Origin of the sequence: Methanosarcina soligelidi, from assembly GCF_000744315.1 — an archaeon.
In the GTDB taxonomy this organism is placed as follows: Archaea; Halobacteriota; Methanosarcinia; order Methanosarcinales; family Methanosarcinaceae; genus Methanosarcina; species Methanosarcina mazei.
Genome location: NZ_JQLR01000001.1, coordinates 4,004,437 through 4,028,437 on the forward strand (window position 1 = coordinate 4,004,437; position 24,001 = coordinate 4,028,437).

A 24,001-nucleotide genomic window follows, 5' to 3' on the forward strand; every position below is an offset into this window, starting at 1 on the left:
CACAAGAGATATTCTAATCATACTCGATTCATTAAAAAATGGATTTATTCCAGGCTTTTTATTAATGAGCTCTTTTTATTAATGAGCCCCCCATAACCCTTAGTTTTTCCTCTAAATGCTGGATTGAAGTTATAAATCGATTTAGGATTATAAAAATCATTTTTGAAAACTTTGCTTGTATTAGAACTGAATTATTTGGAATTAATCCCGTTTTTAAGCCTGAGAAGAAATAATCAAGTAAATGTTAGATTCTGAGAAGAAATAATCAAGTAAATGTTAGATTCTGAGAAGAAATAATCAAGTAAATGTTAGATTCTGAGAAGAAATAATCAAGTAAATGTTAGATTAATACTGTAGATCAGGATGTGATCGCATGGATGCATTCGTCAAAGATAAAATAAATCAAAGTATGAATGATAGAAAACAATATCATTCCCGATTTTTAGAAAATTGCAGTACTTATAACTCATTTCTGGAGTTAGAAAAGAAAGCATTTGAAGCTGGCAGCCTTTCACGGAAACATAAGGAACTCATGGCCCTGTCTATTTCTATTGTTACCAAATGTGAGCCCAGTATAGAATGGCATGTCCAACAGGCCTGTTTAGCAGGTGCATCAGATAAAGAGATATATGAGACTATAGATGTGGCCATCGAAATGGGAGGAGGCCCTGCTGCTGCTTATTCACGATTTGCATTGAATGCACTGGATTTTCACAAAAAACGCACATGAAATTCTTCGAATAACAGGCACAAAAAATGAAAGTATCCGGAACTACTTTCATGCCAGGAAAAAAATAGAAAAACTGTAACTTCCTTTTTTAATTACTTTTTTGGCTGAGTCTGCTTTCAATGATAAGGGATCAGTCCCAAAAATCAAAAACTACTTTTTGAACCTCGGTTTTTAAATAATCAGTCTTGCTACCGGTGAGGAAATTTGATAAAAGTTCCTGTGAATATAAAAACAAAAATGCGCTCTGTATCAGTTCAATTGTAGACCTGAACATACACTTACTATAGACCTGAGCATATACTCACTATAGACCTGAGCATACACTTTGCCAAACGATTTAGAAATACCTCCATTTAATACGGTAGCCTTTTTGTAGGACGCGACTTATAGTTACATGGGAAAGGTGAATGAAGCACTGATTGGAAAAAAGGCTTCATATTTTCTGTTTTCAAACTACGGATTAGCTCATTGAAGGGGTATGGGGAAATGGCAAAAAATAATCCTACCAAGATTACTGCAGAACCTGGAAAGCAGGAGATTATTATCACACGGGAATTTGATGCTCCGCGAGAGCTTGTTTTTAAAGCATTTACAGACCCGGATCTTTATACACAATGGATTGGACCCAGAGGGTTCACAACGGCTCTTAAGATATTTGAACCGAAAAACGGCGGTTCATGGCAGTATATCCAGAAAGACCCGGAAGGAAATGAGTACGCATTTCACGGGGTAAACCACGATGTTACAGAACCGGAAAGAATAATCAGTACCTTTGAATTTGAAGGGCTTCCGGAAAAAGGGCATGTCATCCTTGACACAGCGAGATTTGAAGCGTTGCCAGGTGACAGGACAAAATTAACATCTCATTCTGTCTTCCAGACGGTTGAAGACCGCGATGGTATGCTTCAGTCAGGCATGGAAGAAGGTATCAATGATTCTTATGAACGTCTTGATGAGTTGCTGGAAAAAATGAAAAAATAAAACTTCCATTGAAAGAAAAAACTGTTTAAAATAATAAGTCCGGAGAAAAATACATGCAAAAAATCACCCCATTTTTATGGTTCGACAGCCAGGCTGAGGAAGCGGTTAACTTCTATATTTCCATTTTTAAGAATTCAAAAATATTAAGCACTGTGCGCTATGGAGAAGCAGGGCCCGGGCCGAAAGGAGCTGTGATGTCCATGACATTCCAGCTTGAAGGACAGGAATTCATTGCGTTAAACGGCGGCCCAGAATTTACTTTCTCACCATCCATATCGTTTTTTGTCAACTGCGAGACTCAGGGAGAAGTAGATGAGTTGTGGGAGAAACTCTCTCTGGACGGAGAAAAACAGGGTCCTGCATGGGTTAAAGATAGATACGGCATTTCGTGGCAAATAGTTCCCACTGTTCTGGGAGAACTGTTGAGTGACTCTGATACTGAAAAATCTAGAAGAGTTATGGAAGCAATGCTTCAGATGGATAAAATTGACATAGAAAAGCTAAAGCAGGCACATAAGGGACAATGAACCGGACTTTTGTGGATATTGTCCAGCAGCTTTCTTAAAGGACATTTCTGCAAAACAGCAAACCGTTTGTTATTTTCTCTGTGAGGTAAAACATATGTAATTGGGGGATTTTCAACGATGATAGATTCAACTAAAGGGCAGGTTTCTTATATAAATCCTGACGATCTGCACAAAAACCCGGCATTCACAAACGTAGTTGCAGTAACCGGTCTGGTAAAAACGATTTACATTGGAGGTCAGGACGCAGTAGATGCTTCCGGGACAATTGTTGGAAAAGGGGACATCAAAAAGCAGACTGAGCAGGTTTTAGCCAATTTGCAAGCAGCACTGAAAGCTGGCGGCGCTGAACTGGAGAATGTAGTCAAATGGAACTTATACATAGTCCAGGGGCAACCTCTCCAGCCAGGTTTTGAAGCGTTCCAGCAATTATGGGGTAGAAGACCTGACCCACCGGTCATAACCGCTATATTCGTATCAGGATTGGCAAACCCTGATTTTCTGGTAGAGATGGATGCAATTGCTGTTGTTCCTCAATGAGTGCTATCCCCGCTACGAAGGCCGGCAAAAACTCTCCTCAAAGATGTTTAGACATATCTGAAGAGCAGAAAAAAACATTTTCGACATGGACGAAATAAATATTAGAGGTCACAGGACATGAGCAGCGATGTATCATCGGAGAAGTCTCCTTTAACCTTCTTTGTATTAATTTTCGCTCTTTCAATTCCGTTTCTGTTGTTTGGCGGACGGCCACTGCCTCTCCCGATAAATCTTCCTGTGAGTTCTTTTATGTTAGTTTGCCCGCTCATAGCAGCTTCGATACTTGTTTATAAAGAAAGCAAATTTGAAGGAATAAATGAGCTATTGAAAAAGACTCTCAATTATAGAAAAATAAATCCAAAGATCTGGTACCTGCCTATCTTTTTGTTGATGCCAGCCATTATGCTGCTATCTTATCTGGTAATGCGTTTTATGGGAAAGCCGCTTCCCGAACCTCACATTCCTGTTCTGGCGATTCCTCTGTTTTTTGTCATGTTCTTTATTGCTGCTGTATTCGAAGAAGCAGGCTGGATGGGATATGCAGCTGACCCCATGCAGCATCGCTGGGGCGCATCAGGAGCTGGAATTCTCATGGGGTCGATATGGGGGATGTGGCATGTTGCGGGATGGCATTTTCAAACTCACCATACTGTGACATGGACTGCAGGACAATTTATCTCTACAGTAGCACTTCGAATCATTATTTTCTGGCTCTATAACAATACTGGAAAAAGTGTATTTGCAGCAGTTCTCTTTCACGACATGATGAATGTCAGCGAGTTTCTGTTTCCAAATTATGGTTCACATTATGACCCGGTTATTACCGGAGTGATCACTGCAATTTTAGCTGCGGTAGTGACGTTCCTATGGGGTCCCAGGACATTAGCCAGGTTCAGATATTCCGGGCAAAACATAAGGCTGCCATACTAACCCATACTAACGTTAGCAGGGAAAATAAATAGCTATTTTATAACATAATGTTTATAAAAACATAGAGTAAAAACCAAGCCTGGAAAAATTCTGCAGAATCTTAACAGCATAGAGAGTGTATCAGAATGAAAAGTAAGCTCGTGGTTGTTTCTGTCTCTTATAATAATGGGCTTTACCGCGAAGTGCTCAAAGGAGAAGAAAAATGAAACCTGAGGATTTTGATGGTATCGTCCTCCCTGAGCATGTAATCGAGATTTATCGGCTGCTTGGTGGAGAAGTAGCAGGGGATTTCATCGGTCTTCTACAAATGATAAATTCTTTAAGAAAATGATAAACTCTTTAAGAAAATGATAAACTCTTTAAGAAAATGATAAACTCTTTAAGAAAATGATAAACTCTTTAAGAAAATGATAGAATCTTTATGAAAATGCTGGGATTCTTATGCCTGAGACTGGAATAAAGGTAAATGAGGAGCTGGAAAATTACCTGAAAAACACAATACTGGAAAAAGAGGCGGTAGAAAACAGAAATAAAATATGCGATTTTTATGTTGAACTGTCTGCCAGGGAGACGTTGACAATCACACGCCGGCTTTTCGAAGAAAAACTCTCTCTGGTGCACGAATTCAGGATTTCACAGCTTGTAGAAAAAGAAAAAAACCTTCTAATTTGCGGAGAGGCAGGTTCGGGAAAAACATTCACGCTTAAATGGCTTAATTTTATTTTTTCCCGAACCTGCCTTGAGGAAAAAGAGGAATACTTCCCTCTTTATGTGACTCTTGATTCCTATACTAAAGGCTCATTTTATGACTACCTGAAATCAGAAGCGAAGGAAAAGGGGATATCAGGGACCGATTTCAGGAAATTACTCCAGGGCAAAGCCGTACTGCTTCTGGACGGGCTGGACATGCTTTCGCCTTCAGATCATTTTTCCCCTTTTAAAGAGATTTCTGACTTTATTTCGGATCATGAAGACTGCAGGTACATTATTGCTTCAAGGCACGGACCTTCGGGGAATATAAAAAGCACATTTGTGGTCTGCGAACTTGAAAAATTATCAGATGAAAAAACAGGGCTTTTTATAGATAATTACGTCCCCAATAAGAGGCAGGCTAAACTTTTGAAAGCCAGGGTCCTGAATAAGATTAATTCACATCCTTTTCTCCGTAACCCCTTTTTGCTCCAGCTCTGGATAAGGATTTCAATCGCTCAAATGGAGAACGCGGGAAAGAAAAGGTATGACAGGGAGCCTGCTCCTTTTGATTCTGACTTCACTCCTTCCGGCCGGGCAGAACTTTACATTGATTTTATTTCAGAACTTTTCATGAATTATCGGATAAAAGCAGACTCTTCTGGCTCTGGAAACACTCACCCCGGGAGTATAAAAACGAAAGGAGCGGATGTATGGAGAAAAGAGCTGGAAAATTTTCTAATGGACCTGGCATTTAAAATCCAGCGCCGGAACGAGATTTCATGCAGGTACGGTTATGCCCTTGAACTGGCAGAAAAATATGCCAGGCCCAGCATGCCTGTCAAAAGAGAAACGCCTGTTAAAAGAGAGAGTGAAGAAATAAGCACCGGCGAAGAAATAATAATTAAAAAGGCAGAAGCAAAAAAAGCAGAAGCCAGAAGGCTTCTCAGAACCTGTTTTGAACTTGGCCTGCTGTCGAGAACCCGTTCAGAGGTAAGGTTCGGAATAGACAGGTCTTTTCAGGAATTTTTTGCATCTTTAAAACTGAAAAAACTCCTTGATGAAGGAAAGGATATTTCAGAATCATACCTGCACCCGGAGTGGAAAAATACGGTTATATTTACATCTGAGATGGTAGAATCAGGGGATGAACTGGTAAATTCCATGATTTCCTGTGGGAATTTAGACCTTGCCTCAAAATGTGCAGGAAAAGCAAGCCCTGAAAAAAAAACGAAATTATGCTTAACACTTGCCTCCAGGCTTGACAGTAGATATACAGTGGAAAAAATAAGGACAATTCACAGCCTGGGAAGCCTTGGTGCTTGTGGAATTGAAGCCAGTTCAAAAGTACTTGAAAATAGGGATACAGGCATAAAAAGAGAGGCTGTAAGAATTCTTGGAGAAACGAAATCCGGGACAGCGCTTGCCCCTCTGACGGCTGCACTTGTAGATGAGGATTATTCCGTGAGAATAGAAGCCGTAAAGGCTCTTAGCTTGATAGGGTCCGAAAAAGTAGTGGAAGTACTTACAGATGCTCTCGGAGACAGGAACCGGGCTGTCCGCCTGGAGGCTACGGACGCACTGGTGAAGATTGGGTCAAAGAAGGCGCTGGAAGTTCTCGTTCTTGCACTCGGATCCAAGGATGATTTCGTTCGCTTTGGAGCTATAGGAGCTCTTAGCCGAGCAAACCCGCGGGAAGCGGCAGACCCACTTATAAAAGCGTTTCAGGAAGAGAATAAGCTCGTAAGGCTCGGGGCTGCAGAAGCTCTTGGGCAGATGGGGTCTGAAAGAGCCGTTGAACCGTTCCTTGTTGCCCTTCAGGACGAAGATGAATTTGTCAGGTGGATAGCTGCAAAAGCTCTTGGAAAAATAAAATCGGACAGAGTTTCTGAGAGATTCACGGATATACTGGAGGATAAAAGCCATTACGTCAGAAGGGAAGCAGCAAAGGCTATTGGAACGGCGTGTTCGGATAAAGCACTCGAGCACCTTATTTCCGCACTTTCGGATGAAGATGAATTCGTGAGAAAGGCGGCTGCAGAAGCTCTGGGCGAGATAGTACCCGAAATAGCAGATTCAGGAACGGCTGCCGATGCACTGGTAAGAATGCTCAACGACAAAAGCCATTTCGTCCGCCTGGAAGCTGCAAAAGCACTGGGAATGATAAGATTCAGAGAAGCAATCTACCCGCTTCTTTTTGTGCTGGGGGATGAAAACCGCTTTGTACGGAAAGAAGCAGCAAAGGCTATCGGCCAGCTCGAGTCCGAAAGAGTCCTTGAGCTGCTCAGCCAGGCACTTATGTCAGAAAACCAGTTTGTAAGGCAGGGGGCGGCTAGAGCCCTTGGACAGATGAACCCGGACGGAAACCGGAACCAGATGTCGGATAAAGTCTTCGATTCCCTTGATAGTGCCTTTGAGGATAAAGATAAACTTGTAAGGAGAGAAGCAGCAAGGTCTCTGGAAAATATATCAAAAAACATGCCTGAAAGAGCCTTCAAGTCCCTGATTAATGCTCTTGACGACGAAGACGATGAAGTAAGGAGGCTCCTTGCCGGAATACTGACATGCCTCGGTTCCGAAAAAGCCGTCCCCCGCCTGGCCAGTGCTCTCAAATCCCATGACCCTGTTGTAAGGCGCTTTGCAGCCGAAGCCCTCGGGCAGACGGGGTCCGAAAAAGCGATTGAGCCCCTGATAGATACAATGCTTTCCGATACTATTGGTTTTGTTAAGGGTGAAGCCGCGCGCGCTCTCGGGAAAATACATTCCGGAAAAGCCGTGGAGCCTCTTGTTAGCGCACTCCTTGATGAAAACAATGAAGGAAAATGGGGAGCTGCTGAGGCTCTTGGCAGGATTAAAGCTGAAAGTGCAGCTGCTCCTCTTATTCTTGCTCTTGAAGATAAGGACGATTTCACACGGCTGGCTGCTGCAAAAGCTCTTGGCAGGATAAAACCGAAAAAAGCCATAGAGCCTCTTATAAATACACTTTACGACCAGAACCGCTTTGTAAAAGCAGAAGCTGCCGGAGCTCTTATGAAGATCTGTACAAAGGAAGACAAAGAGCAGATGCAGAATTTACTTGATTCGGAAAATGAACTTGCAGCAAACCTTGCTTTTGAAATCCTGGAGGAAATTGAAATGGAGGAACTATCAAAAACCAGAGTTTTTCCGGATTTGCAGTAACTACAAAAAGAGAACAGATTTGAATGATGCAACCAGAATAAAATAAAAATCAATTTAAAAATGTTCCTTTGAAAAAAGTACTTCTTTGGAAAAGGTATTCCTTCGAAAAGGGTACTCATTTGAACAGTACCGGAGCCAGAAAAATGGAAAAAAGCCTCAGGAAAAACTTTCTTAACGCCCTTCACGGAAATCCTGTTAACAGGATCCCTGCCCTTTCTGTTACCCAGACCGGAACCGTAGAGCTTATGGACATGACCGGAGCAGCCTGGCCGGAAGCCCACTCAGACCCTGAAAAGATGGCAAAACTGGCAATTGCATGGCACGAAATAGCAGGCTTTGAAGCTGTCCACTATCCTTACTGCCTGACCGTTCTCGCTGAAACCATGGGCTGTGATGTAAGAATGGGTACAAAAGACATTCAGCCCTCGGTTCTGTCTCACCCTTTCTCAAAAGGGCCCGAGAATCTAGGGATTCCTGAAAACCTGCTCGAAAAAGGAAGGATCCCGGCTGTCCTCAAAGCAACTGAAATTCTGGTAGATATGATTGAAAACAAAAAAGGAAGGAAAATTCCCCTGATTGCAGGCATGGAAGGTCCTCTGACAGTTTTTACTCACATTGCCGAAATTAAAAACTGCCTTATCTGGGCACTAAAAAAGCCAGACTATTTTAATACATTTATGGAAACTTGCACCGAACTCTGTATTGAGTATGCAAGCACACTTTTCGACCACGGAGCAGATGCCCTCTGTATGCCCGACGGCGGAATAGTGGGATCAAGAATGATGCCACCTTCAGTCCTTGAAGATTCGGTAAAACCTTTCTACAAACGCCTTTGCAGAAAAGTAAATGGTCCCGTGATACTGCACATCTGCGGCGATGCTGGAGATTCCCTGAGAACTCTTTCGGAATGCGGTTTCGAAGCTATCAGCATAGAAGAAAAAGTGAGCTTGAAAGCTGCAAAAGAGGCTATTGGCGACAGGGCAAGGTTAATCGGAAATGTTTCTCCCTCAAGAACTCTGCTTTTCGGAACCCCGGATGCCGTGAAGGCAGAAGCAAAACAATGCCTTTCAGCAGGTGTGGATATTCTTGCGCCGGGATGCGGGATCGCACCAGGGACTCCGCTTTCTAATATAAGGGCGCTTGTGGAGGCAAGGGACGAGTGGTATGTGGAGAAAGGTTGAAAATTACGATGGACAGGTGTAAAAATGACAAAAGAAGAAAACCACTGATCATTTCATCAATTCCGTATCCTCATGCGAATACGCCGGCGCACAGCAGCAGAGAATTTTCAGTTCTTTTTCACCGGTGTTCATTATCCTGTGCGGAGTTCCGGGTAGAATACAGACGGTATCTCCTTTACGGATTTCAAACTCCTGCCCGCCGAGGGTCATTATCCCGCAGCCTTCCGTGATGTGATAGATTTCCTCAGCCACTGCATGTTTGTGGAGCATTGTTTGTCCTCCGGCAGGCACGGTAGCTTCGGCAAGGCTCTGTCCGGAATTTCCGTGGATTGCGGGGTGCATGAGTTCACGGATTATTGAACCGTCTTTTGTAATATAGGGATCTATCTTTCCATATTCGGTTTTTAGCTGCATTCAAAATTACTGGGGCTGGCAACTATATATTTATTTTTACTATTTTTTTCAAAGGGGAGGCGAGGGTTCTTCTTGCCATAATTCGGAAAAAATAAGGGAGCATTCAGGGATTTTCTCGGCACTTACTAAAATCATATTAAGGTAGAAAGGCCCCCCGCGTTTAATTTCTAAAGGGGCAGGGTCTACGAATTCCAGGATGTCAGCCGGATGTTTGAGATAGAATTTCTCGCGCTCCGGACGGTTCATGTTTTCTTTACAGGGAAGGCCAATTGCAAAAATTCTGGAATCAGGAAGGTTTCTGGCTCCTGCGTCAAGAACAAGCGCAAAAAAGTAGTAAAGCCCATGAGGCAGGTCAAGCATGCACCTGATGTCTGCTTCAAGCTCGGCTAATAAAAGACTCCGGGTTTCTTTCCTGTATACCATTAAAAACAGCACTTTATCTCCGGAAAAGAGTTCCTGGACAGTGTCCGGCAGGAATATGTTTCCGAAGACAAATTCGCATTCTTCGTAAGCCGAAGATGTAAAATCGTTCCTGACAAACAGAAGGCCTTCCTGGTCAGAAAGCGAATAACCCATATTACCTTCAAGGTCAATTATCGGATATTTGCCTGCAGAAGTATCCTTCCAGAATCTGTCAAGAGCCTTAGCCTCAATTCGGGACAATATGCCTATACATTTTCCAGCAGCCATGCCTTCCAATACTGAGCCCCCAGTACCCTGGCTCATTTTCAGCAGCCAGGCATTCCCGGTTTCGGAAAAAATGATTTTTAAATCAGAGGTTACAGAAGATTAATCCCTGAGTAATATATAAAAAGCATTGTATAAATTTATAGTCATGAAAAGGAACTGAATAATCTGGACTTCAAGAAAACAAATCAAGAAAATAGATCCGGATAAAAAGTCCGAAAAATAAATCCGAAAAATCGGAAAAAATCCAGAAAAATCCAGAAAAATCTAGAAAAAACAGATAAGGGTAAAAATAAAGGAAAATCAAGCAATATTAGAACAGTTAATACTATCTAAAAAATTAATAGTTCCAGTCGTTTTTTAAGATTTTCCGAATAACTTTCTCTTTATTTTCCTTTTTGCGCTTCCTGACATCTGTTCAAGGATAATTGAAGTTGGAGTGTTTTTCCCTGCAGGGGCGACTTTCCCTTCCCTGATAGCCTTCAGTACTGCTTCAACCGTATTCTCTTCAGCGTCGATTTCAGTATATGCCTGCCCCACCATCTCGGGAATATGGGAATCACTCCCGGCCACTCCGGGTATTCCGAGCCTTTTTGCTTCTTCCAGGGCTTTCCTGTTGGCCGAGTTAAAAAGGCAGCGAGAATTGAAAACCTCAACCGCATCAATATCAAGCCCTTCGAAACTTCCTATCCCATGGGAACTGCGTTTGAATGGGTGGGGGATAATAACTGTGCCGCCAAGTTTCCTTGCCTTCAGGATTGTTTCTTCCGGGCTCAGCAGGGGCTCGATATTTTCCTTTACTCCCAGAACCAGAATATGCCCTTTTGAAGAACTCACTTCCACCCCAGGAATTACTGTAATTTCAAGGCCGAGTTCAAGGGCTTTTTCCGCGCAGGCGAGGCCGCCTTCCACAGTGTCGTGGTCACAGATAGCAAACCCGTCGAGCCCCCGTCTGCGGGCAACCTCAATAATGTCCCTGTGGCTTGAATTGCTATCCTTTGAATGCTCGGAATGTACGTGAAGATCGAATTTCATGATAATATAAAATTGCAAGTAGAATTTATATAAATTTTGAAGGGGAAAAGAAAAAAGAAACCAGACGTCTGTAAAATCTCCTGCTTATACGTTTGTAAATCTCCTGCTTATAATAGAACAGGAAAAAAGTGTTAAAATATAGGAAAATAGTATGAAAAAAATACTTTGAAAAAATACTTTGAAAAAATAGTATGAAAAAAGTCAACTAACTGCGGCAGGATTTCAGGATACTGGGTTCACACTTTAAAGAAAAGAGGCGCTACCTCCAGAAAGAGAAATCTTCCCGCATTTTATAGTGACGGCAGGATAAAATAAAAGCATTTCGATTGAATACGAATAAATTAAGATTTAAGCAAAAATCAGATAAGAGGCAAAAGGAGGAATCACGAACGGGCACACTTATTTTAAAAAATCTGGTGTAGGGGTAGTTTAGGATATTAGGAGGGTCTGATATATTCAGTAGACACCCGTTCGCAAATAAACAAACGACTTTTGGGTATAAATGTCTTTCGTAGACATACGAACAATATTCAAATTATGCAAAAAACTTTCTGAGAAGAAAAATATTGGCAAACATAAGTTTAATATGCCAATGATTTTTATATAATTGGAAAAGTTTATCATAATTCCGTGCTGCCTGAAAGGGCATTAAAAACAAATTTAACCCTGCTCATAAGGATTAAGTTCCAGAGATTTTATCCTGTTAATTATGTCTTCTCTGGCTTCATAATCCACTGAAATCCTTTCTCCGTACTCGACCCTGTGCACAATGCCTTCATCGTAGAGCCAGGAGAGGACTGACATCCCTTTTTCCGAATTGGGGAGAGAAAAAGAATAGAAAGACCAGGCAGGCAGATGTTTGATTATTTCATCTTTTAACTCCTGCATTCCGATCTTCTTTTTTGCGGAAACAAATACAGGATTGGGAGCCATATAGCCAATTTCTTCCATAAGAGCTTCAAGCTGGGCTTCTTCAAGCAGGTCGATTTTGTTAAGCACTGTGATTATCGGAACTCCCTGTATGCGGTCCCAGAGAGTGTCGTGGGACGTGGAGAGCTTTTGCAGGATTGTTTCGGGTTTTTCACCTGCATCAACCACCAGCAAGATGAGGTCGGAAAGAAAGATTTCATCAAGGGTCGACTTGAATGCATCGACAAGCCAGTGAGGAAGCTCCTCTATAAACCCCACGGTATCCGTCAAAAGTGCTTTTCTTCCTCCCAGGTCAAGCGCCCTGGTTGTAGGAACAAGGGTTGTAAAAAGCATGTTCCTGGCTTCAACGCTTTCATTAACAATCGCATTGAAAAGTGTGCTTTTTCCGGCATTGGTGTAACCTGCAAGAGCGACAAGGGAAAAGCCTTTCCTGTGCCGAAAAGCCCGGAGAGACTCGTCATCTTTTCCTGCAGACTCGAGTTCATCTTCGATCCTGGCTATCCTTTTCTTCAGGTCCTGCTCGTAGGCGTCTTCATAGTCCCCAAGCCCCATAAAACCTGCTCTTTCCTCTTTTTTCACAAGGGAAACAATAGCTCGCGCTCTTGGAATTTCATATTTCAGCCTGGCAAGTTCAACCTGAAGTTTGGAACGGCGTGTAGTAGCTCTTTTTGCAAAAATCTCCAGGATAAGCTGGAATTTGTCCATTACCTGGCACCCGCAGATTTCCGAGATATTGAAAAGCTGAATTGTGGAAAGTCTGTTATAGAAAATTACCTTTCCGGCTCTCTTCTGCCTCACAAGTTCGGCAAGTTCCTCTATCTTTCCTTTCCCGAGCTGGTACCTTGAGTCAGGAAACCTTGTCTGGGTAAGCTCACCGACAGGGATATAGCCTGCGGCTCTTGCAAGCTCTTTCAGTTCCTCAAAGAGGTATTCACTGCGTTCTGGGTCAGCCCGCGGGTTTGTCCTTTTTACCAGAATTACCCGGCTTTCAGCCTCTGTTTTCTTATCTGCTGGAATTTTTACGCCTCGATGTTGAGTTCTTTAATAAGTAAATTTCGCGCACTCAGAGAGATGTGGTGGGCAAGCTCGATAGCTCTCCTCTCAGCCATGGACTCCTGGTACTTAAATGCCTGCGAAAACATGCTTTCAGGCACCCAGAGGGGCTGGTTATACATATCCCCTTTTTCTGCCACAATCGTGCCCTCAAAGGAAAGCTGGTCAGCCGTATCCTCAATTAACTGGACAATATCAAGGAGACCTGGAGCTTTTTTAAGCCAGACTGGAAGAATTTTTACCTGTTTTACCTTTTCTATGTGGTCAGCAGAAACAGTGAGAGCTGCTGCTGCACAGACCATGTAGTAGCCGCCTTTTATCCTGTGCCTTCCTGAAATGTCCACTGCAATAATATCCCACATTTTTATACTTCACCCTCTTTACGGGATGAAAACGTAACAAGCCAGAAGTAAAGTCAATAAAACACATTCGTTCTTTAAGAAACAATACAGAAGCAATATGAGATCAATAGAATCAAACGGAATTACATTTTGACCCTGCCTATATCAAGGTACTCGACTTCTTCCCCTTTCTCGACCGCAAAGAGCATTCTTTTTCTTACGCTGTTTGCGAGCCTTACAGCCCCGGACATGACCGGAAGCCTGAACTCGTAATCTTCAGGGATAACGTTCACAAGGTATTCTGAGTGGGGAATTTTTTCTATTGATTCGACTTTCCTGTAGACTCTGAAATGTGTCCCGAACTTAAATCCTGTCTTGACCACATGCCCTGAGTCCCTGAGGGCTTTATATGCGCTGTATTTGCGCAGGAAAGAGCCTTCGATTTCCGAAGCTTTTTCAACAAACTCATCGAATGAGAAGATTTTTCCTTTCCTGTCCCTGACGACTATAACCCCTCTCGAAAAAAGGTAGAGGGACTCAACCAGCGAAAGCTGCAGCCTTTCAGGATCAAGCATTTTCCCGTAAAAGCCCCTGGAATAAAGTGCCCCGGAGGCTTCTGCATCCCAGGCTATTACCCTGTCTTCAAGGAAAGTTGCATCGGCTTTGACTGCAGGGAAGGGCTCAGGCATTTCCCCTTTGGGAGAAGCGGATTTGATTTCGTAAAAGGTGAGGTCACTTTCTTCGTCCACAACAGCCAGGATGAACTGCTTGTGGACATTTTCTGCAGAAGCGACGGATTCCTGCAAAAGTTTTACAGAAAGGGGCTGCCTTTCGGAAAGGACGTGAACAAAAATTTTTGCTGCGCTTTTTCCCGGGTGGCTGCCTCGAGGGTACACCCTGAAATCCGCGGCTGAGGGCTGGACATAATATCCTCTTTCTTTGAGGTCCTTGTAAACGATGTACTTAAGCTCGAAATTCTGCTGCCTCAGAGAAGCCTGTTCAAAAAATGCCCTGAAACCTAGCAGTTTTCCTTCAAGCTCGATGTCGAGTTTTCCTCGGGACTGAAGGTACGCAGCCTCCACAAGTGAAAGTTCAAGCCCGTCGTCTTTTGGACGCCCGAAATAACCTGTTTTGTAAAGTTCGGCTACAGCTTCCTTTCCTGCGAGGACCCTGTCCCCTTTAAGTTGTGTTTTCAATAGATTCACCTGAAAAGAAAATGGGATGAAAATAAGTTACATAAAAATTTATTTCGTAAGATCCCGGTTTTTAACAGTCTGATTTGCACCGGACCGGATTTTTATCCTGGCATTTAAAAATCCGGCTCTTATTAATAACTGGTGTATAATAATCTGGCTTAATATAATATTGTTTTTTCTACCTGCAGAGGAGGCAAGTTGCTCACAACTCTTTAGCTGGAAACCCTGGAATCCCTGAACTTTCTTGCAGCTTCGACTAGAGAGCCGGCAAGCTCCCTGTATGCAACTCCGTGAAGGTGGGCATAAGAGCCAATGGTATTGTTAACTATAAGCCCGTCCCTGTCGCCTCTTATCCCCGTGCCCCTTGTGAGTGCTATTGCAAATTCCGCATCATCCGGAATTTCAAGGATTTCAGAGTGGTGGAACTCGTGCCCCTTGAAGCTGTTGCCTTTTTTCCCTATAGGGCAGTCCCTTGCAAGGGTCCCGATATTGTAACTGACAACCCTTGTCTGTCCCATAATTGTGTGGCCCGGAAGAGCCCCGACCATTGAATAGGTGGACTCTGGCATGGAAGCATCGTGATAAGTGCCTTTCCCGGGGACACCGGTGCTGATTTTTTCCGTAAGGTACATGAGCCCTCCGCATTCGGCATATATGGGCATACCTGCAGCGGAAGCTTCTTTGATGGATTTCCGCATGGTTTCGTTGGCTTCAAGTTCGGCTGCAAAAAGTTCGGGGTAGCCGCCTCCTATGTAAAGCCCGTCAACCTCAGGAAGCCCGGGGTCATTTACAGGGCTGAAGTAAACAATCTCAGCACCTGCAATTTCCAGGAGGTCGATATTGTCGCGGTAGTAGAAATTAAAAGCTTCATCAAGAGCAACCCCTATCTTCGGTTTTTGAGAATTTTCATTTACGGCAGGGGAAAAGATGCTGTTTTCCAGGGCTGTCAGAGGTTTTGCACTTTCTGCAATTCCCAGAAAACGGTCCACATCAATTCCTTTATTGATAATCTCTTCAATGCCCTGTAGCCTGTTCTCAAACCCTCCGTCTCCGAGCCTCCGCCTTCCTTCCAGAGCCGGCATAAGCCCGAGGTGCCGCATGGAAATCTGCATCGAAGGGTCCCTTGGAATGATCCCTAAAACAGGCACGCCGGTATAATGTTCTATTGCCTCTTTTGCCTTCTGTGCGTGGCGGCGGCCTCCGATATTATTGAGGATTACTCCCGCGATCTCAACATCGGGGTCGAAGTTCTTATACCCGCCTATGAGAGCAGCAGCTGAGCGTGTAATGCTGCGAGCATTGATTACGAAAACCACAGGGCATTTAAGGATCTTTGCAATCTGGGCAGTGCTCCCGACGTCGCTTAGACTTTCAAAACCCTCAAAAAGCCCGCGAACACCTTCAATAATTGCAATATCGGCCCCACCACCGGTTTCACAGGCATGGGTGTAAACATCAAGAATTCCGTGCTCATCCATAAGGTATCCGTCAAGGTTCCTGCAGAACCTGCCCGTGATCTCGGTATGGTAACTGGGGTCGATATAGTCAAGGGCGACCTTGAAAGGCTGGACTTTATACCCTCGTGAGACAAGGGCAGCCATGAGCCCCATGGAAATTGTGGTCTTGCCTGAAGAAGAGCGGTCTGCGGAAATCAGGACTCTGGGAATACTCCCGGCATCTTTTCCGCCCGGATGGTTGCTTTGGGACATGTTTTCACTACCCCTGATGTGGTTTTTCTATTTACTGCGGCACAGGTAGTTTTTACGGATAGTTTTGCAGTTATGATGCTTTTAAGAATTTATTTTTTCATGTTTCGCTTATTTTCAATTATTTCCAGTTCGCGTTCCAGAACTTCCGGTTTACTTTGTCATTTCCCTCAGCCGCTCATCGCTCAGGTGGTCTGCCATAACCTTTTTTTCATTTTCCAGGATTGCTTTTCCAAGCTGGCGGTAGACTTCGGCAATATCGGAGTCAGGAGCTTTCTCCATAACGGAATAGCCTTCCCTCTCCCAGTCCTGTACTGCCTGCCTCTTTGGAATGAAAGCCATTAACTGGCTGCCGATTTCTTCGGAAAACTTTCTGACAATTTCCTCTTCCCTGCTTGCGTTTCTTGAGTTGCAGATAACTCCGCTGAGAGGCATCCCGATTTTGGAAAGCCCTTTACAGATATTGTTTGCTGCATAAAGGGGCATGTACTCTCCCGAGGTCAGGACATAAGCCTCGTTTACAAAGCCTTTCCTGACAGGGGCAACAAACCCGCCGCAGACGATATCCCCGGGTACATCGTAGATTATGAGGTCCTGTTCTTTCAGAAGGTCTCCGGTGACGCTCTTTAATTTCTGGATTGCGACTATAATTCCGCGTCCTGCACAGCCTATTCCAGGCTCCGGGCCTCCGGCTTCCACGCATTTGACGCCTGCATACCCTTCAAAGACAATGTCTTTTTCCTTAACATCCACGCCTTCGCGGAGGAGGTCAAGAATTGTCGGAATTCTCCGCCCTCTGAGAAGGGTTATCGAAGAATCGCTTTTGGGGTCACAGCCTATGATCATAACTTTCTTGCCTTCTTCCGCACAGGCGGCTGCAACATTTGAAGCTGTGCTCGACTTGCCTATGCCGCCTTTTCCGTAAATTGCAATGATCTTTTGTTTTTTCAAAGGATCTTCCTCCCGCTATTGAATATTTTCCGGCTTTATCCTGATTTATCATGGACTCTGGTTTTTTATCCGGTCTTTCTTTCCCATTTCAGGCTTCCTTTGCAACTTCCCTTAATGTGGCTCCGAATTCGGACTCCACGATCTGGCTTACTCCAAGGGTCTTTGGGTGGAGGTCAATCTCAACCATAACATGCTCATGCCCCATTTCTTTTAATGGGAGAACCTGCCTTGGACCATTTGTGATCGAGATCAATTCCATATGCCCTATGTTTTCCATGGGAACTGCATGTGGGACACCTGTGATAACGGCAAAATCATAATCACTGTATTTTTCTTTTATCAGCTCGCTGACCTTTTCCCCTGCAACAGGGTATTCGTCCATGCCACCGATTATCTCGTGAATCTCGACCCCGTGGGCTTTGAAGTCCCGCATAATATATTCTGCATGCTGCCTGACACGGGGAAGCCCGAGCTCAGGGTCAATGTTTGCCATGTTTACCAGGTTTTCCTTTTTCCCGAGAGCCTCTGCAACCTCATTGACTGCAAGGGTAATATCTGCAAACATATAGCCGGTTTCTTTTTTGGCGTTCATTATGACCAGGCCTTTCTTGCCTTCCTTCAGGAGTTCAACAAGCCTCTTTGCAACTTTATATTTGACGTCGCCCCTGGAGGGAGCAAGGTACTCTTTGCTTGCAGCCCCGAATTTCTTTTCAACCTCTGTGGCTTTCTGGAGGAGGTATTCCTGGCGCTCGAACTCTTTATGGTCAATTATCCCGGCATCGAGTGCGGATTCCAGAGCAAAAATCACGCCTTTTGTGTTGTTGTGATAGCCTGCGTGAACTTCGACTTCAATTACAGGGATGTCCGGGTTTGCTTCAAGCACGGCTTCGTGCATTTCCTCTCCTATGATCATGCTGGCGCAGGTCCCGACAACGCCCAGGATTTTCGGGTTGAATAACTCGATTGACTTGTTGATGACCTGCACAAGCTTATCGTGCCCACCGAACACAAAACCGTTTTCGTCAAGCCCTGTGGTTACCACATGGATCCCGTCTTCTTCAAGCAGCCTTGCATGTTTGAAAGAACAGCCTGGAGGCCCGTGCAGGATTGCAACATCTACGTTTAAGTCCCTGAGAGTATAAAGAGCCGCAACGATTGAACTCGGGCGGGGATGGATAATTGAAATCTCTTTTTGAGTCATGACAAATCCTCTTTCTGATTATACGAATACCGGTATGGGTTCCATCCGGAAAATTTCGGAGTCCCGCAGGACAATTACCCCTGCATTAACGGGAAAGGTGCCCGAAAACATGATTATTTGAATTTTAATACAGTTAGACAGGTGAAATAGCCATATAAATTAAACAGGTGACGGTCGGCTAAGGGTTAATGAATGATAGTTAAATCAGTGATGAAATCAGACAGGCAACGGAAACGAATACAGATTGGAAGACCCTGTATAAAATTGTATCATAAAAATTCTGCAAAAAGCCTGCTGCCCGAAACGAATCCTGAAACGTAGACAACCACACATGTGTTCCCTGTTTTCCAGATTGGAGAGGAAAAGTTTCGAAAAAACAGCACACATTTGAAGCCACCTCAAAACATTTCTCAGCGGAAACATTTCACAGAGGAAAGGATAATATCTTCAGTTCCCGCAAGTTCCACAGCTTTTGAAAGCCCTTCCTGGATGCTGCCTGCATAGGAAGCGTTTTTAGCAGTTACTTCCTGCATCCTTTCTCCTACCAGTATAATTTGCCCGCATTTTGTACCTGATTTTTCTACAAACTTCTGCACTGAGGCAGGAGGCAGCCCTTCACAGACCTGGGAAGCTTCTTCTCCGAGGACGAGGATTACACTCCTCTTTTTTTCGTCTTTTTTCTTAAGAAGGGCATACTCAAGGGCTTTTTCTGCAGAAAGGATGTCCATCCCGGAATTTGAGTTGTCAATCAGGGCAATCCCGTTAAGTTCTTTTTCCTGCATCCTGCCTGAAAGCCCTCTGAACTCCTCAAGCACGGAAACTACATCTTTTACCTCAACCCCGAGTTCGAGGGCTGCGGCAGAGGCTGCAACAAAAGCAGTCCTGTATGCAGAGCTGCTGTATCCCGGGCTCAGGGAAGCTGAAAAGATTTCTTTTCCCCGGCTGAGAAAACGCAGGGTAGAGCCCGAAACTTCTGAAATGCCTGAAGCTTTTTCGGTTTCCAGGACAAAGTCCGGAGTCCTGCCAGTTTCAGAAATGTTTGCATGAGCCTCTGCAAGAAAAGGGTCTTTAAAGGTGAGAACCTCTGCCTGGGTTTTTTTTGCAGCTTCAAGGGCTTTTTCCGCCCCCGAATTGATGAGAAGGGCACTTCCGGGTTTTGCATTAAGGATAAGCTGGAGTTTTGCGTCGCTTGCAAGGGCTGTGTTGTTTGCGATCCCGTAATCAGGGGAAAGAGTTGTAAGAATCCCGAAATCTGCTGTCCCGGTGCCTCCGATAGAAATCTCAAATATGAAGAATTCAGGCTTTAAATCAGGCTCTACTCCCGCCTCAAGGCTTTTTTCAACGGCTGTAAGGATGCTTCCAGGAGTGATGCTCAGGCCCCTGTAAATTGAAGAGTGAAAACCGTTATCCCAGACTTCCAGTCCCCGGGAGGTGTGGAGCACAACTTTGAACCTGCGGGAGAGCATGTCAGCGAGAAGGGATGCAGTACTTGTTTTTGCTTTTACGCCCGTTACCTCTACTATTTTTGTGCCCGAAAGCCACGGGTTTTTTTTAAGGATCTTTCCCACGATTTCGTGGTGAGAAAGAATGGTTTTTCCTGCTGCTCTGGCTTCCTCCAGCATGGAGTAAGCAGAATCAAGGTGTACGGGTGCTACCAGGAGGTCAAATTCGGAAACGGGGAGGGGAGCTTTTGAACAGCGGATGCCGTATTTTTCTTCAAGCTCCCCGAGAAGCGCAGGGTCCACGGTCCCGTAAACGTCCACCCCGGACACATCATTTCCCAGGGCTGCAAGCTTTTTTGCGATTGGAATGCCACCGTGAGTAAGGTCAAGCACGGCGAGCTTCTTCCGCAGCAGGCCCATAATAAAACCGGACTCGAATATTATTCCTACAGGGACTCCTGGACCCTCTTGAAGACGAGTTCTGCGATCAGTTCGTCAGCACCGAGAGGCTTTGCGTAGCAAAGGGGGACTTCCTTCCCATCGATTTCAAGGATTCCGCACCCTTCTTTGTCAAGGCTCAGGATTTCAGGGATGTCCTTTGTGATGTGGACGCCTGAAGCCAGAAAAACAGGCACTGCTGAAATCTTTGTTACTCCTGTACCGGAGAAGCCTGCAATTGCCTCTTCAAGGGTCGGCTCGCTGTTTTCCATAAATCCTGCTCTAACAACAACATCAGAGTGCTTTTGTGCGATGTAATTTGCGATCTGGGTTACTACTTCCTTGTTGTAAGGCAGTTTGCTCCCGTGGCCGATGGCCAGAATTCCAAGTTTCTCGGTCATTTTTAAAACCTCTTATATATAAGCTAAACATTGTTCAGAATCTGCTTAACACAATTATTCTGATTTGTAACATCACAGAGTTTAACATAGTTAGAATTTATCCAATATATTCTCTTCGTTTCTAAAAAATTATATATATTAATTAATTTATGAAGTGACCGAAACTGTTTCATATGATAAAAATAAGAGAATTTAAAGACAGTTTAAGAGATGAACCTGAAAAAGTAGTTACCATCTATATCCATTTGGCATCGGTTAACGAATTTTACGCACAACTTCGAATACCAAGTATAACTATTTTCCAACAAAATTCATAGATATATGGCATAAAAAATAACACTTTTTGACGTTTTAATCCTCAACCGAATCCAAGTGTATATATATCTTTTTCGATAATAGCTGCTATCTAATTTTCGATAGACCATTGAGTTACAGTTTGTCCTGAATTAGTCGGGAGCCGCAATTATCGTACGAGAATTCGATTTTACTTTATATATATAATTTATATTCATTTGGATTCGGTTAAGATACGAAGTGCCAATAAATTATTACCTTTTATGTAACTATCTCTAAATTATACCGGAAAATCGCTATGCATGGTATTCGAAGTTGTGCATAAAATTCGTTAACCGATGACAAAAGAATTTATATTTGTACTGTAAATCTTATAGTAAATTCAGTTCCGGAATCTCTATTTAACTCAATCTGGCCTTCTAACTGGTCAACCAGGATTTTTACTAACTGTAAGCCAAGAGAGCTGGAATCTTCCAGATTAAAGTCCTCAGGAATACCAATTCCATTGTCCGAAACTATTAAAATAACATTAGTGCCACCATAACTTTCTTTTATGACTCTCTGCTCTTTGTTTTCGTGTTCTGCAGAGTCTTCCCTGTAAAGTTTGATTTGAATTTCCCCATAATCTCTACCTGAAAATGCGTACTTCAGGGAGTTGGAAACAAGTTCGTTAACGATAATTCCCAATGGGATAGCAGTATCCATATCGAAGAAAATGTTTTCTTCCAGCTTGATGTCCAGGCTCGTATTTACATTTTCAAGTATATAAGTCTGGAAAAGATTTTCAACAAGTTTTTCGAGGTAAGGCGAGAAGTTTAATGTATCCGTTCCCCTGCCTTCGTGCAGCTCTTCATGTATAAGAGCGATTGACATTACTCTGTTCTGACTTTCTATGAAAGCGTTAAGAACTTCCATATCCTCAGCAGATTCTCTGCTTCTGAACTTTTCAGCCTGAAGGTCCAGAAGGGAGCAGATTACCTGAAGATTATTCTTTATCCTGTGATGGATTTCCTTTTTACGGGCAATTTCGAAATTCCTGAGGGCTTCTTCGGCTTCTTTTCGTTTTGTAATGTCAGTATGAAGGTTCATAGTTCCAAAAAACTTACCATCCTTATCAAAAAGAGATTTGGAGTTTGTATATGTCCAAACTGGATAGCCGTCTTTATGTATAAATTTAATTTCAAAGCTCTCATTGACATTTTTCCAACCTTTTTCTAACATCTGTTTGATAATAGTCTTACTTTCATCACTGAGAAGATCCCACATCGATCCGCCAATGAGTTCTTCCGAACTGTAACCAAACATATCTTCAATCTTCTTATTGACGAAAGTAATTCTTTCTTCAGCATCAACTATGCTTATGCCTTCATTTGCAGTCTCCACGATGTTGCGGTACTTCTCTTCGCTTTCACGAAGTTTTTCTTCTATTTTTTTTCTTTCTGTTATATCTCTGGAAATGAAAGAGATAGCAATCAGCTTTCCATAGGAATCAAAAACAGGAGAAAGAGTTATCGAGACGTATATTGTCGTACCGTCCTTCCTTAACCTTAAGGTCTCATAATGCTGGACCTTTTTCCCATGCATTATCTCTTCAATTAGTTTTATGGTTTCTTTATCTAAATGAGGTGGAGTAACGATAGATACAGGCTTTCCCAGAACCTCTCCCACCGAATAACCATAAACATTCTCAGCTTCTTGATTCCAGCCTGTAATGTTGCCATCCAGGGATATAGTTCCAATAGCATCGTTTGATGATTCCACAATATTTGCCAGGATCTTGAGCTGTTCTTCTACTTTTTTTATCTCAGTGATATCCTGAACCGTTCCTTTCACCTGAACAGGGTTATTTTTCTCATCAAAAACAACTTCAGCCTCTGTACGGACTATGCGCTCTTCTCCGTCACCTAAAATTATCCTGTAGTTACCTGCAACAGATTCTCCATTTAAACCCTTTTTTAGGGCATTATCTACACGGTCCCTGTCATCTGGATGCACATAACTCAGGAACTCGTCATAAGTTGCGCCCGATTCTTGAGGGGAACGTCCAAAAATGTGATATAGCTCGTCAGACCAGCATACTTCACCAGTTATAAGATTCCAGTCCCAGCTTCCAATATGAGCCATTCTTTGAGCTTCAGCAAGCCTACTTTCACTTTCCTTTAACGAAATATAAGATTTCTCAAGCTCTGATGTACGTTCTGTAACTGTTTCTTCTAAACTGTCGTGTGCCTCTTTCAGGGCTTCTTCTGCTTTTTTGCGTTCGATTACCTGTGCAATTAAAAAAGCTACCGAACTGAGAAAATAGGTATCATCTGAAGTAAACTTCCTTTTTTTCCTGGAATGGACACCAAGTACTCCGAATATTTTCCCGATACTGCCGATTGTAACACTTACTCCGCTATTAACCTCGTGCATTCTCAGTATTTCAGGTTTCTTAAAGCGGCTTTCTCCTGCAAAATCTTCCACAACCACAGGCATACCTGAAAATAAGGTATATCCCGCCTGTGACTCCTTTTCTCCCCCAATAATAGCTTTCCCTACAAGCCCATGTTTCCATCCAGACCCAGCCCTTAACAGGAAGTTTCCGTCGGGCATAAGTTCCAAAATTTTACAATATTCTACTTCAAGTATATTTGCAATCAGCTTTACGCTCTCATCCAGAAAGATTTGCAGGCTTTCGAATTCAAGAGCGACTTTTCCTATTCTGTAGAGAATGTCGTTCTGCTTTTCCTTGATACGGAGCCTTTCTTCAAGCTCTTTCTGGTCAGTTATGTCGAACCCATAAATGTTTACGCATTTTTCTTCAGATGAAGGATGAAACGCGACCAGGTATACTTTTTTCTCTATTTTTAATTCCATTTTTTCAGGTCTATTTAGAGTAATTACACTCTTCACGAGATCTCTTAAATAGGACGGCAATTTTCCTCCTACAGCCACACCCCATTCGTGTAATAAGGGCTCACCTGCTTTGTTTGAGTGAAGAACAGTACAATTATTTGCCACACTCAGCACAGGATTCGGATTCTTTGCCGGAAATTGCTCCAGGTCTGTTTTCATAATTCCCATCAGACTCCTATCTTTGACGGCAGTATACCTGACTTTATCTTATTGTTGCGACCACTCACACGCGAGAATATAAAAGTTAATCTATAAAAA

Annotated in this window: 21 protein-coding genes; 8 read left to right on the plus strand and 13 right to left on the minus strand. The window is 43.3% G+C overall.

Going from position 1 to position 24,001, the window contains the following annotated elements:
* Positions 1-373: 373 nt before the first annotated feature.
* From M886_RS17160 to M886_RS17175, 4 genes are all read left to right on the plus strand, one after another.
* Complete coding sequence (locus M886_RS17160) at positions 374-730, plus strand: carboxymuconolactone decarboxylase family protein (protein ID WP_048051582.1); 357 nt, start codon at positions 374-376, stop codon at positions 728-730.
* A gap of 486 nt (positions 731-1,216) precedes the next feature.
* Positions 1,217-1,711 carry an SRPBCC family protein gene (locus M886_RS17165; RefSeq protein WP_235204005.1) on the plus strand — a complete coding sequence of 165 codons (495 nt, stop codon included), beginning with the start codon at positions 1,217-1,219 and terminating at the stop codon, positions 1,709-1,711.
* 53 nt (positions 1,712-1,764) lie between these two features.
* Complete coding sequence (locus M886_RS17170; RefSeq protein WP_048051584.1) at positions 1,765-2,238, plus strand: VOC family protein; 474 nt, start codon at positions 1,765-1,767, stop codon at positions 2,236-2,238.
* A 117-nt stretch (positions 2,239-2,355) separates the two neighbouring features.
* Entirely contained in the window at positions 2,356-2,775 is a 420-nt protein-coding gene (locus tag M886_RS17175) for a RidA family protein (protein ID WP_048051585.1), read from the plus strand.
* A 101-nt stretch (positions 2,776-2,876) separates the two neighbouring features.
* On the opposite strand, the gene M886_RS19270 is transcribed toward M886_RS17175, so the two are convergent.
* Entirely contained in the window at positions 2,877-3,044 is a 168-nt protein-coding gene (locus tag M886_RS19270; protein ID WP_235204006.1) for a hypothetical protein, read from the minus strand.
* Between the two features lie 121 nt (positions 3,045-3,165).
* Between M886_RS19270 and M886_RS17180 the strand changes: the two genes are divergently transcribed.
* The 4 genes from M886_RS17180 to mtaA all read left to right on the plus strand — a co-directional run bounded on the left by M886_RS17180 (position 3,166) and on the right by mtaA (position 8,756).
* Complete coding sequence (locus M886_RS17180) at positions 3,166-3,705, plus strand: CPBP family intramembrane glutamic endopeptidase (protein ID WP_235204007.1); 540 nt, start codon at positions 3,166-3,168, stop codon at positions 3,703-3,705.
* Between the two features lie 202 nt (positions 3,706-3,907).
* Positions 3,908-4,036 (plus strand): hypothetical protein, encoded by a 129-nt coding sequence (locus M886_RS19440; protein ID WP_268745869.1) that lies wholly within the window; start codon positions 3,908-3,910, stop codon positions 4,034-4,036.
* A gap of 110 nt (positions 4,037-4,146) precedes the next feature.
* On the plus strand, positions 4,147-7,575 hold the full coding sequence (locus M886_RS17185; RefSeq protein ID WP_048051587.1) for a HEAT repeat domain-containing protein: 3,429 nt from the start codon (positions 4,147-4,149) through the stop codon (positions 7,573-7,575).
* Positions 7,576-7,718: 143 nt separating this feature from the next.
* Positions 7,719-8,756 (plus strand): methylcobamide:CoM methyltransferase MtaA, encoded by a 1,038-nt coding sequence (mtaA, locus tag M886_RS17190; RefSeq protein ID WP_011032458.1) that lies wholly within the window; start codon positions 7,719-7,721, stop codon positions 8,754-8,756.
* Positions 8,757-8,804: 48 nt separating this feature from the next.
* Here mtaA and M886_RS17195 read toward each other — a convergent pair whose 3' ends face one another.
* The 12 genes from M886_RS17195 to M886_RS17250 all read right to left on the minus strand — a co-directional run bounded on the left by M886_RS17195 (position 8,805) and on the right by M886_RS17250 (position 23,902).
* On the minus strand, positions 8,805-9,170 hold the full coding sequence (locus M886_RS17195; protein WP_011032459.1) for a cupin domain-containing protein: 366 nt from the start codon (positions 9,168-9,170) through the stop codon (positions 8,805-8,807).
* A 48-nt stretch (positions 9,171-9,218) separates the two neighbouring features.
* The gene (locus M886_RS17200) at positions 9,219-9,896 is read right to left on the minus strand and encodes a hypothetical protein (protein WP_235204008.1); all 678 of its coding nucleotides are present in this window, start codon (positions 9,894-9,896) and stop codon (positions 9,219-9,221) included.
* A 321-nt stretch (positions 9,897-10,217) separates the two neighbouring features.
* Positions 10,218-10,892 (minus strand): PHP domain-containing protein, encoded by a 675-nt coding sequence (locus M886_RS17205; RefSeq protein ID WP_048051588.1) that lies wholly within the window; start codon positions 10,890-10,892, stop codon positions 10,218-10,220.
* 660 nt (positions 10,893-11,552) lie between these two features.
* Positions 11,553-12,839, minus strand: coding sequence for a GTPase HflX (hflX, locus tag M886_RS17210; protein ID WP_080925744.1), 1,287 nt, complete (start codon positions 12,837-12,839; stop codon positions 11,553-11,555).
* A 2-nt stretch (positions 12,840-12,841) separates the two neighbouring features.
* Positions 12,842-13,237: a DUF2209 domain-containing protein gene (locus tag M886_RS17215; protein WP_011032463.1), complete on the minus strand. Its 396-nt coding sequence runs from the start codon at positions 13,235-13,237 to the stop codon at positions 12,842-12,844.
* 122 nt (positions 13,238-13,359) lie between these two features.
* Positions 13,360-14,412: a tRNA-intron lyase gene (endA, locus tag M886_RS17220; RefSeq protein ID WP_048042917.1), complete on the minus strand. Its 1,053-nt coding sequence runs from the start codon at positions 14,410-14,412 to the stop codon at positions 13,360-13,362.
* Between the two features lie 212 nt (positions 14,413-14,624).
* Entirely contained in the window at positions 14,625-16,121 is a 1,497-nt protein-coding gene (gene cfbB / locus M886_RS17225) for a Ni-sirohydrochlorin a,c-diamide synthase (RefSeq protein ID WP_048037092.1), read from the minus strand.
* Between the two features lie 150 nt (positions 16,122-16,271).
* Complete coding sequence (cfbC, locus tag M886_RS17230; RefSeq protein ID WP_015411155.1) at positions 16,272-17,069, minus strand: Ni-sirohydrochlorin a,c-diamide reductive cyclase ATP-dependent reductase subunit; 798 nt, start codon at positions 17,067-17,069, stop codon at positions 16,272-16,274.
* An 88-nt stretch (positions 17,070-17,157) separates the two neighbouring features.
* Complete coding sequence (cfbD, locus tag M886_RS17235) at positions 17,158-18,270, minus strand: Ni-sirohydrochlorin a,c-diamide reductive cyclase catalytic subunit (RefSeq protein WP_011032467.1); 1,113 nt, start codon at positions 18,268-18,270, stop codon at positions 17,158-17,160.
* 410 nt (positions 18,271-18,680) lie between these two features.
* Positions 18,681-20,132, minus strand: coding sequence for a coenzyme F430 synthase (gene cfbE, locus M886_RS17240; RefSeq protein WP_048037959.1), 1,452 nt, complete (start codon positions 20,130-20,132; stop codon positions 18,681-18,683).
* A 26-nt stretch (positions 20,133-20,158) separates the two neighbouring features.
* On the minus strand, positions 20,159-20,551 hold the full coding sequence (gene cfbA / locus M886_RS17245; RefSeq protein WP_015411158.1) for a sirohydrochlorin nickelochelatase: 393 nt from the start codon (positions 20,549-20,551) through the stop codon (positions 20,159-20,161).
* A gap of 645 nt (positions 20,552-21,196) precedes the next feature.
* The gene (locus tag M886_RS17250) at positions 21,197-23,902 is read right to left on the minus strand and encodes a PAS domain S-box protein (protein ID WP_048051794.1); all 2,706 of its coding nucleotides are present in this window, start codon (positions 23,900-23,902) and stop codon (positions 21,197-21,199) included.
* Positions 23,903-24,001 lie beyond the last annotated feature (99 nt).

Coding starts and splice junctions, on each gene's coding strand:
- M886_RS17160 (WP_048051582.1), top strand. CDS start 374: ATGGATGCATTCGTCAAAGATAAAATAAATCAAAGTATGAATGATAGA.
- M886_RS17165 (WP_235204005.1), top strand. CDS start 1,217: ATGGCAAAAAATAATCCTACCAAGATTACTGCAGAACCTGGAAAGCAG.
- M886_RS17170 (WP_048051584.1), top strand. CDS start 1,765: ATGCAAAAAATCACCCCATTTTTATGGTTCGACAGCCAGGCTGAGGAA.
- M886_RS17175 (WP_048051585.1), top strand. CDS start 2,356: ATGATAGATTCAACTAAAGGGCAGGTTTCTTATATAAATCCTGACGAT.
- M886_RS19270 (WP_235204006.1), bottom strand. CDS start 3,044: ATGAGCGGGCAAACTAACATAAAAGAACTCACAGGAAGATTTATCGGG.
- M886_RS17180 (WP_235204007.1), top strand. CDS start 3,166: ATGCCAGCCATTATGCTGCTATCTTATCTGGTAATGCGTTTTATGGGA.
- M886_RS19440 (WP_268745869.1), top strand. CDS start 3,908: ATGAAACCTGAGGATTTTGATGGTATCGTCCTCCCTGAGCATGTAATC.
- M886_RS17185 (WP_048051587.1), top strand. CDS start 4,147: ATGCCTGAGACTGGAATAAAGGTAAATGAGGAGCTGGAAAATTACCTG.
- mtaA (WP_011032458.1), top strand. CDS start 7,719: ATGGAAAAAAGCCTCAGGAAAAACTTTCTTAACGCCCTTCACGGAAAT.
- M886_RS17195 (WP_011032459.1), bottom strand. CDS start 9,170: ATGCAGCTAAAAACCGAATATGGAAAGATAGATCCCTATATTACAAAA.
- M886_RS17200 (WP_235204008.1), bottom strand. CDS start 9,896: ATGAGCCAGGGTACTGGGGGCTCAGTATTGGAAGGCATGGCTGCTGGA.
- M886_RS17205 (WP_048051588.1), bottom strand. CDS start 10,892: ATGAAATTCGATCTTCACGTACATTCCGAGCATTCAAAGGATAGCAAT.
- M886_RS17215 (WP_011032463.1), bottom strand. CDS start 13,237: ATGTGGGATATTATTGCAGTGGACATTTCAGGAAGGCACAGGATAAAA.
- cfbB (WP_048037092.1), bottom strand. CDS start 16,121: ATGTCCCAAAGCAACCATCCGGGCGGAAAAGATGCCGGGAGTATTCCC.
- cfbD (WP_011032467.1), bottom strand. CDS start 18,270: ATGACTCAAAAAGAGATTTCAATTATCCATCCCCGCCCGAGTTCAATC.
- cfbE (WP_048037959.1), bottom strand. CDS start 20,132: ATGGGCCTGCTGCGGAAGAAGCTCGCCGTGCTTGACCTTACTCACGGT.
- cfbA (WP_015411158.1), bottom strand. CDS start 20,551: ATGACCGAGAAACTTGGAATTCTGGCCATCGGCCACGGGAGCAAACTG.
- M886_RS17250 (WP_048051794.1), bottom strand. CDS start 23,902: ATGAAAACAGACCTGGAGCAATTTCCGGCAAAGAATCCGAATCCTGTG.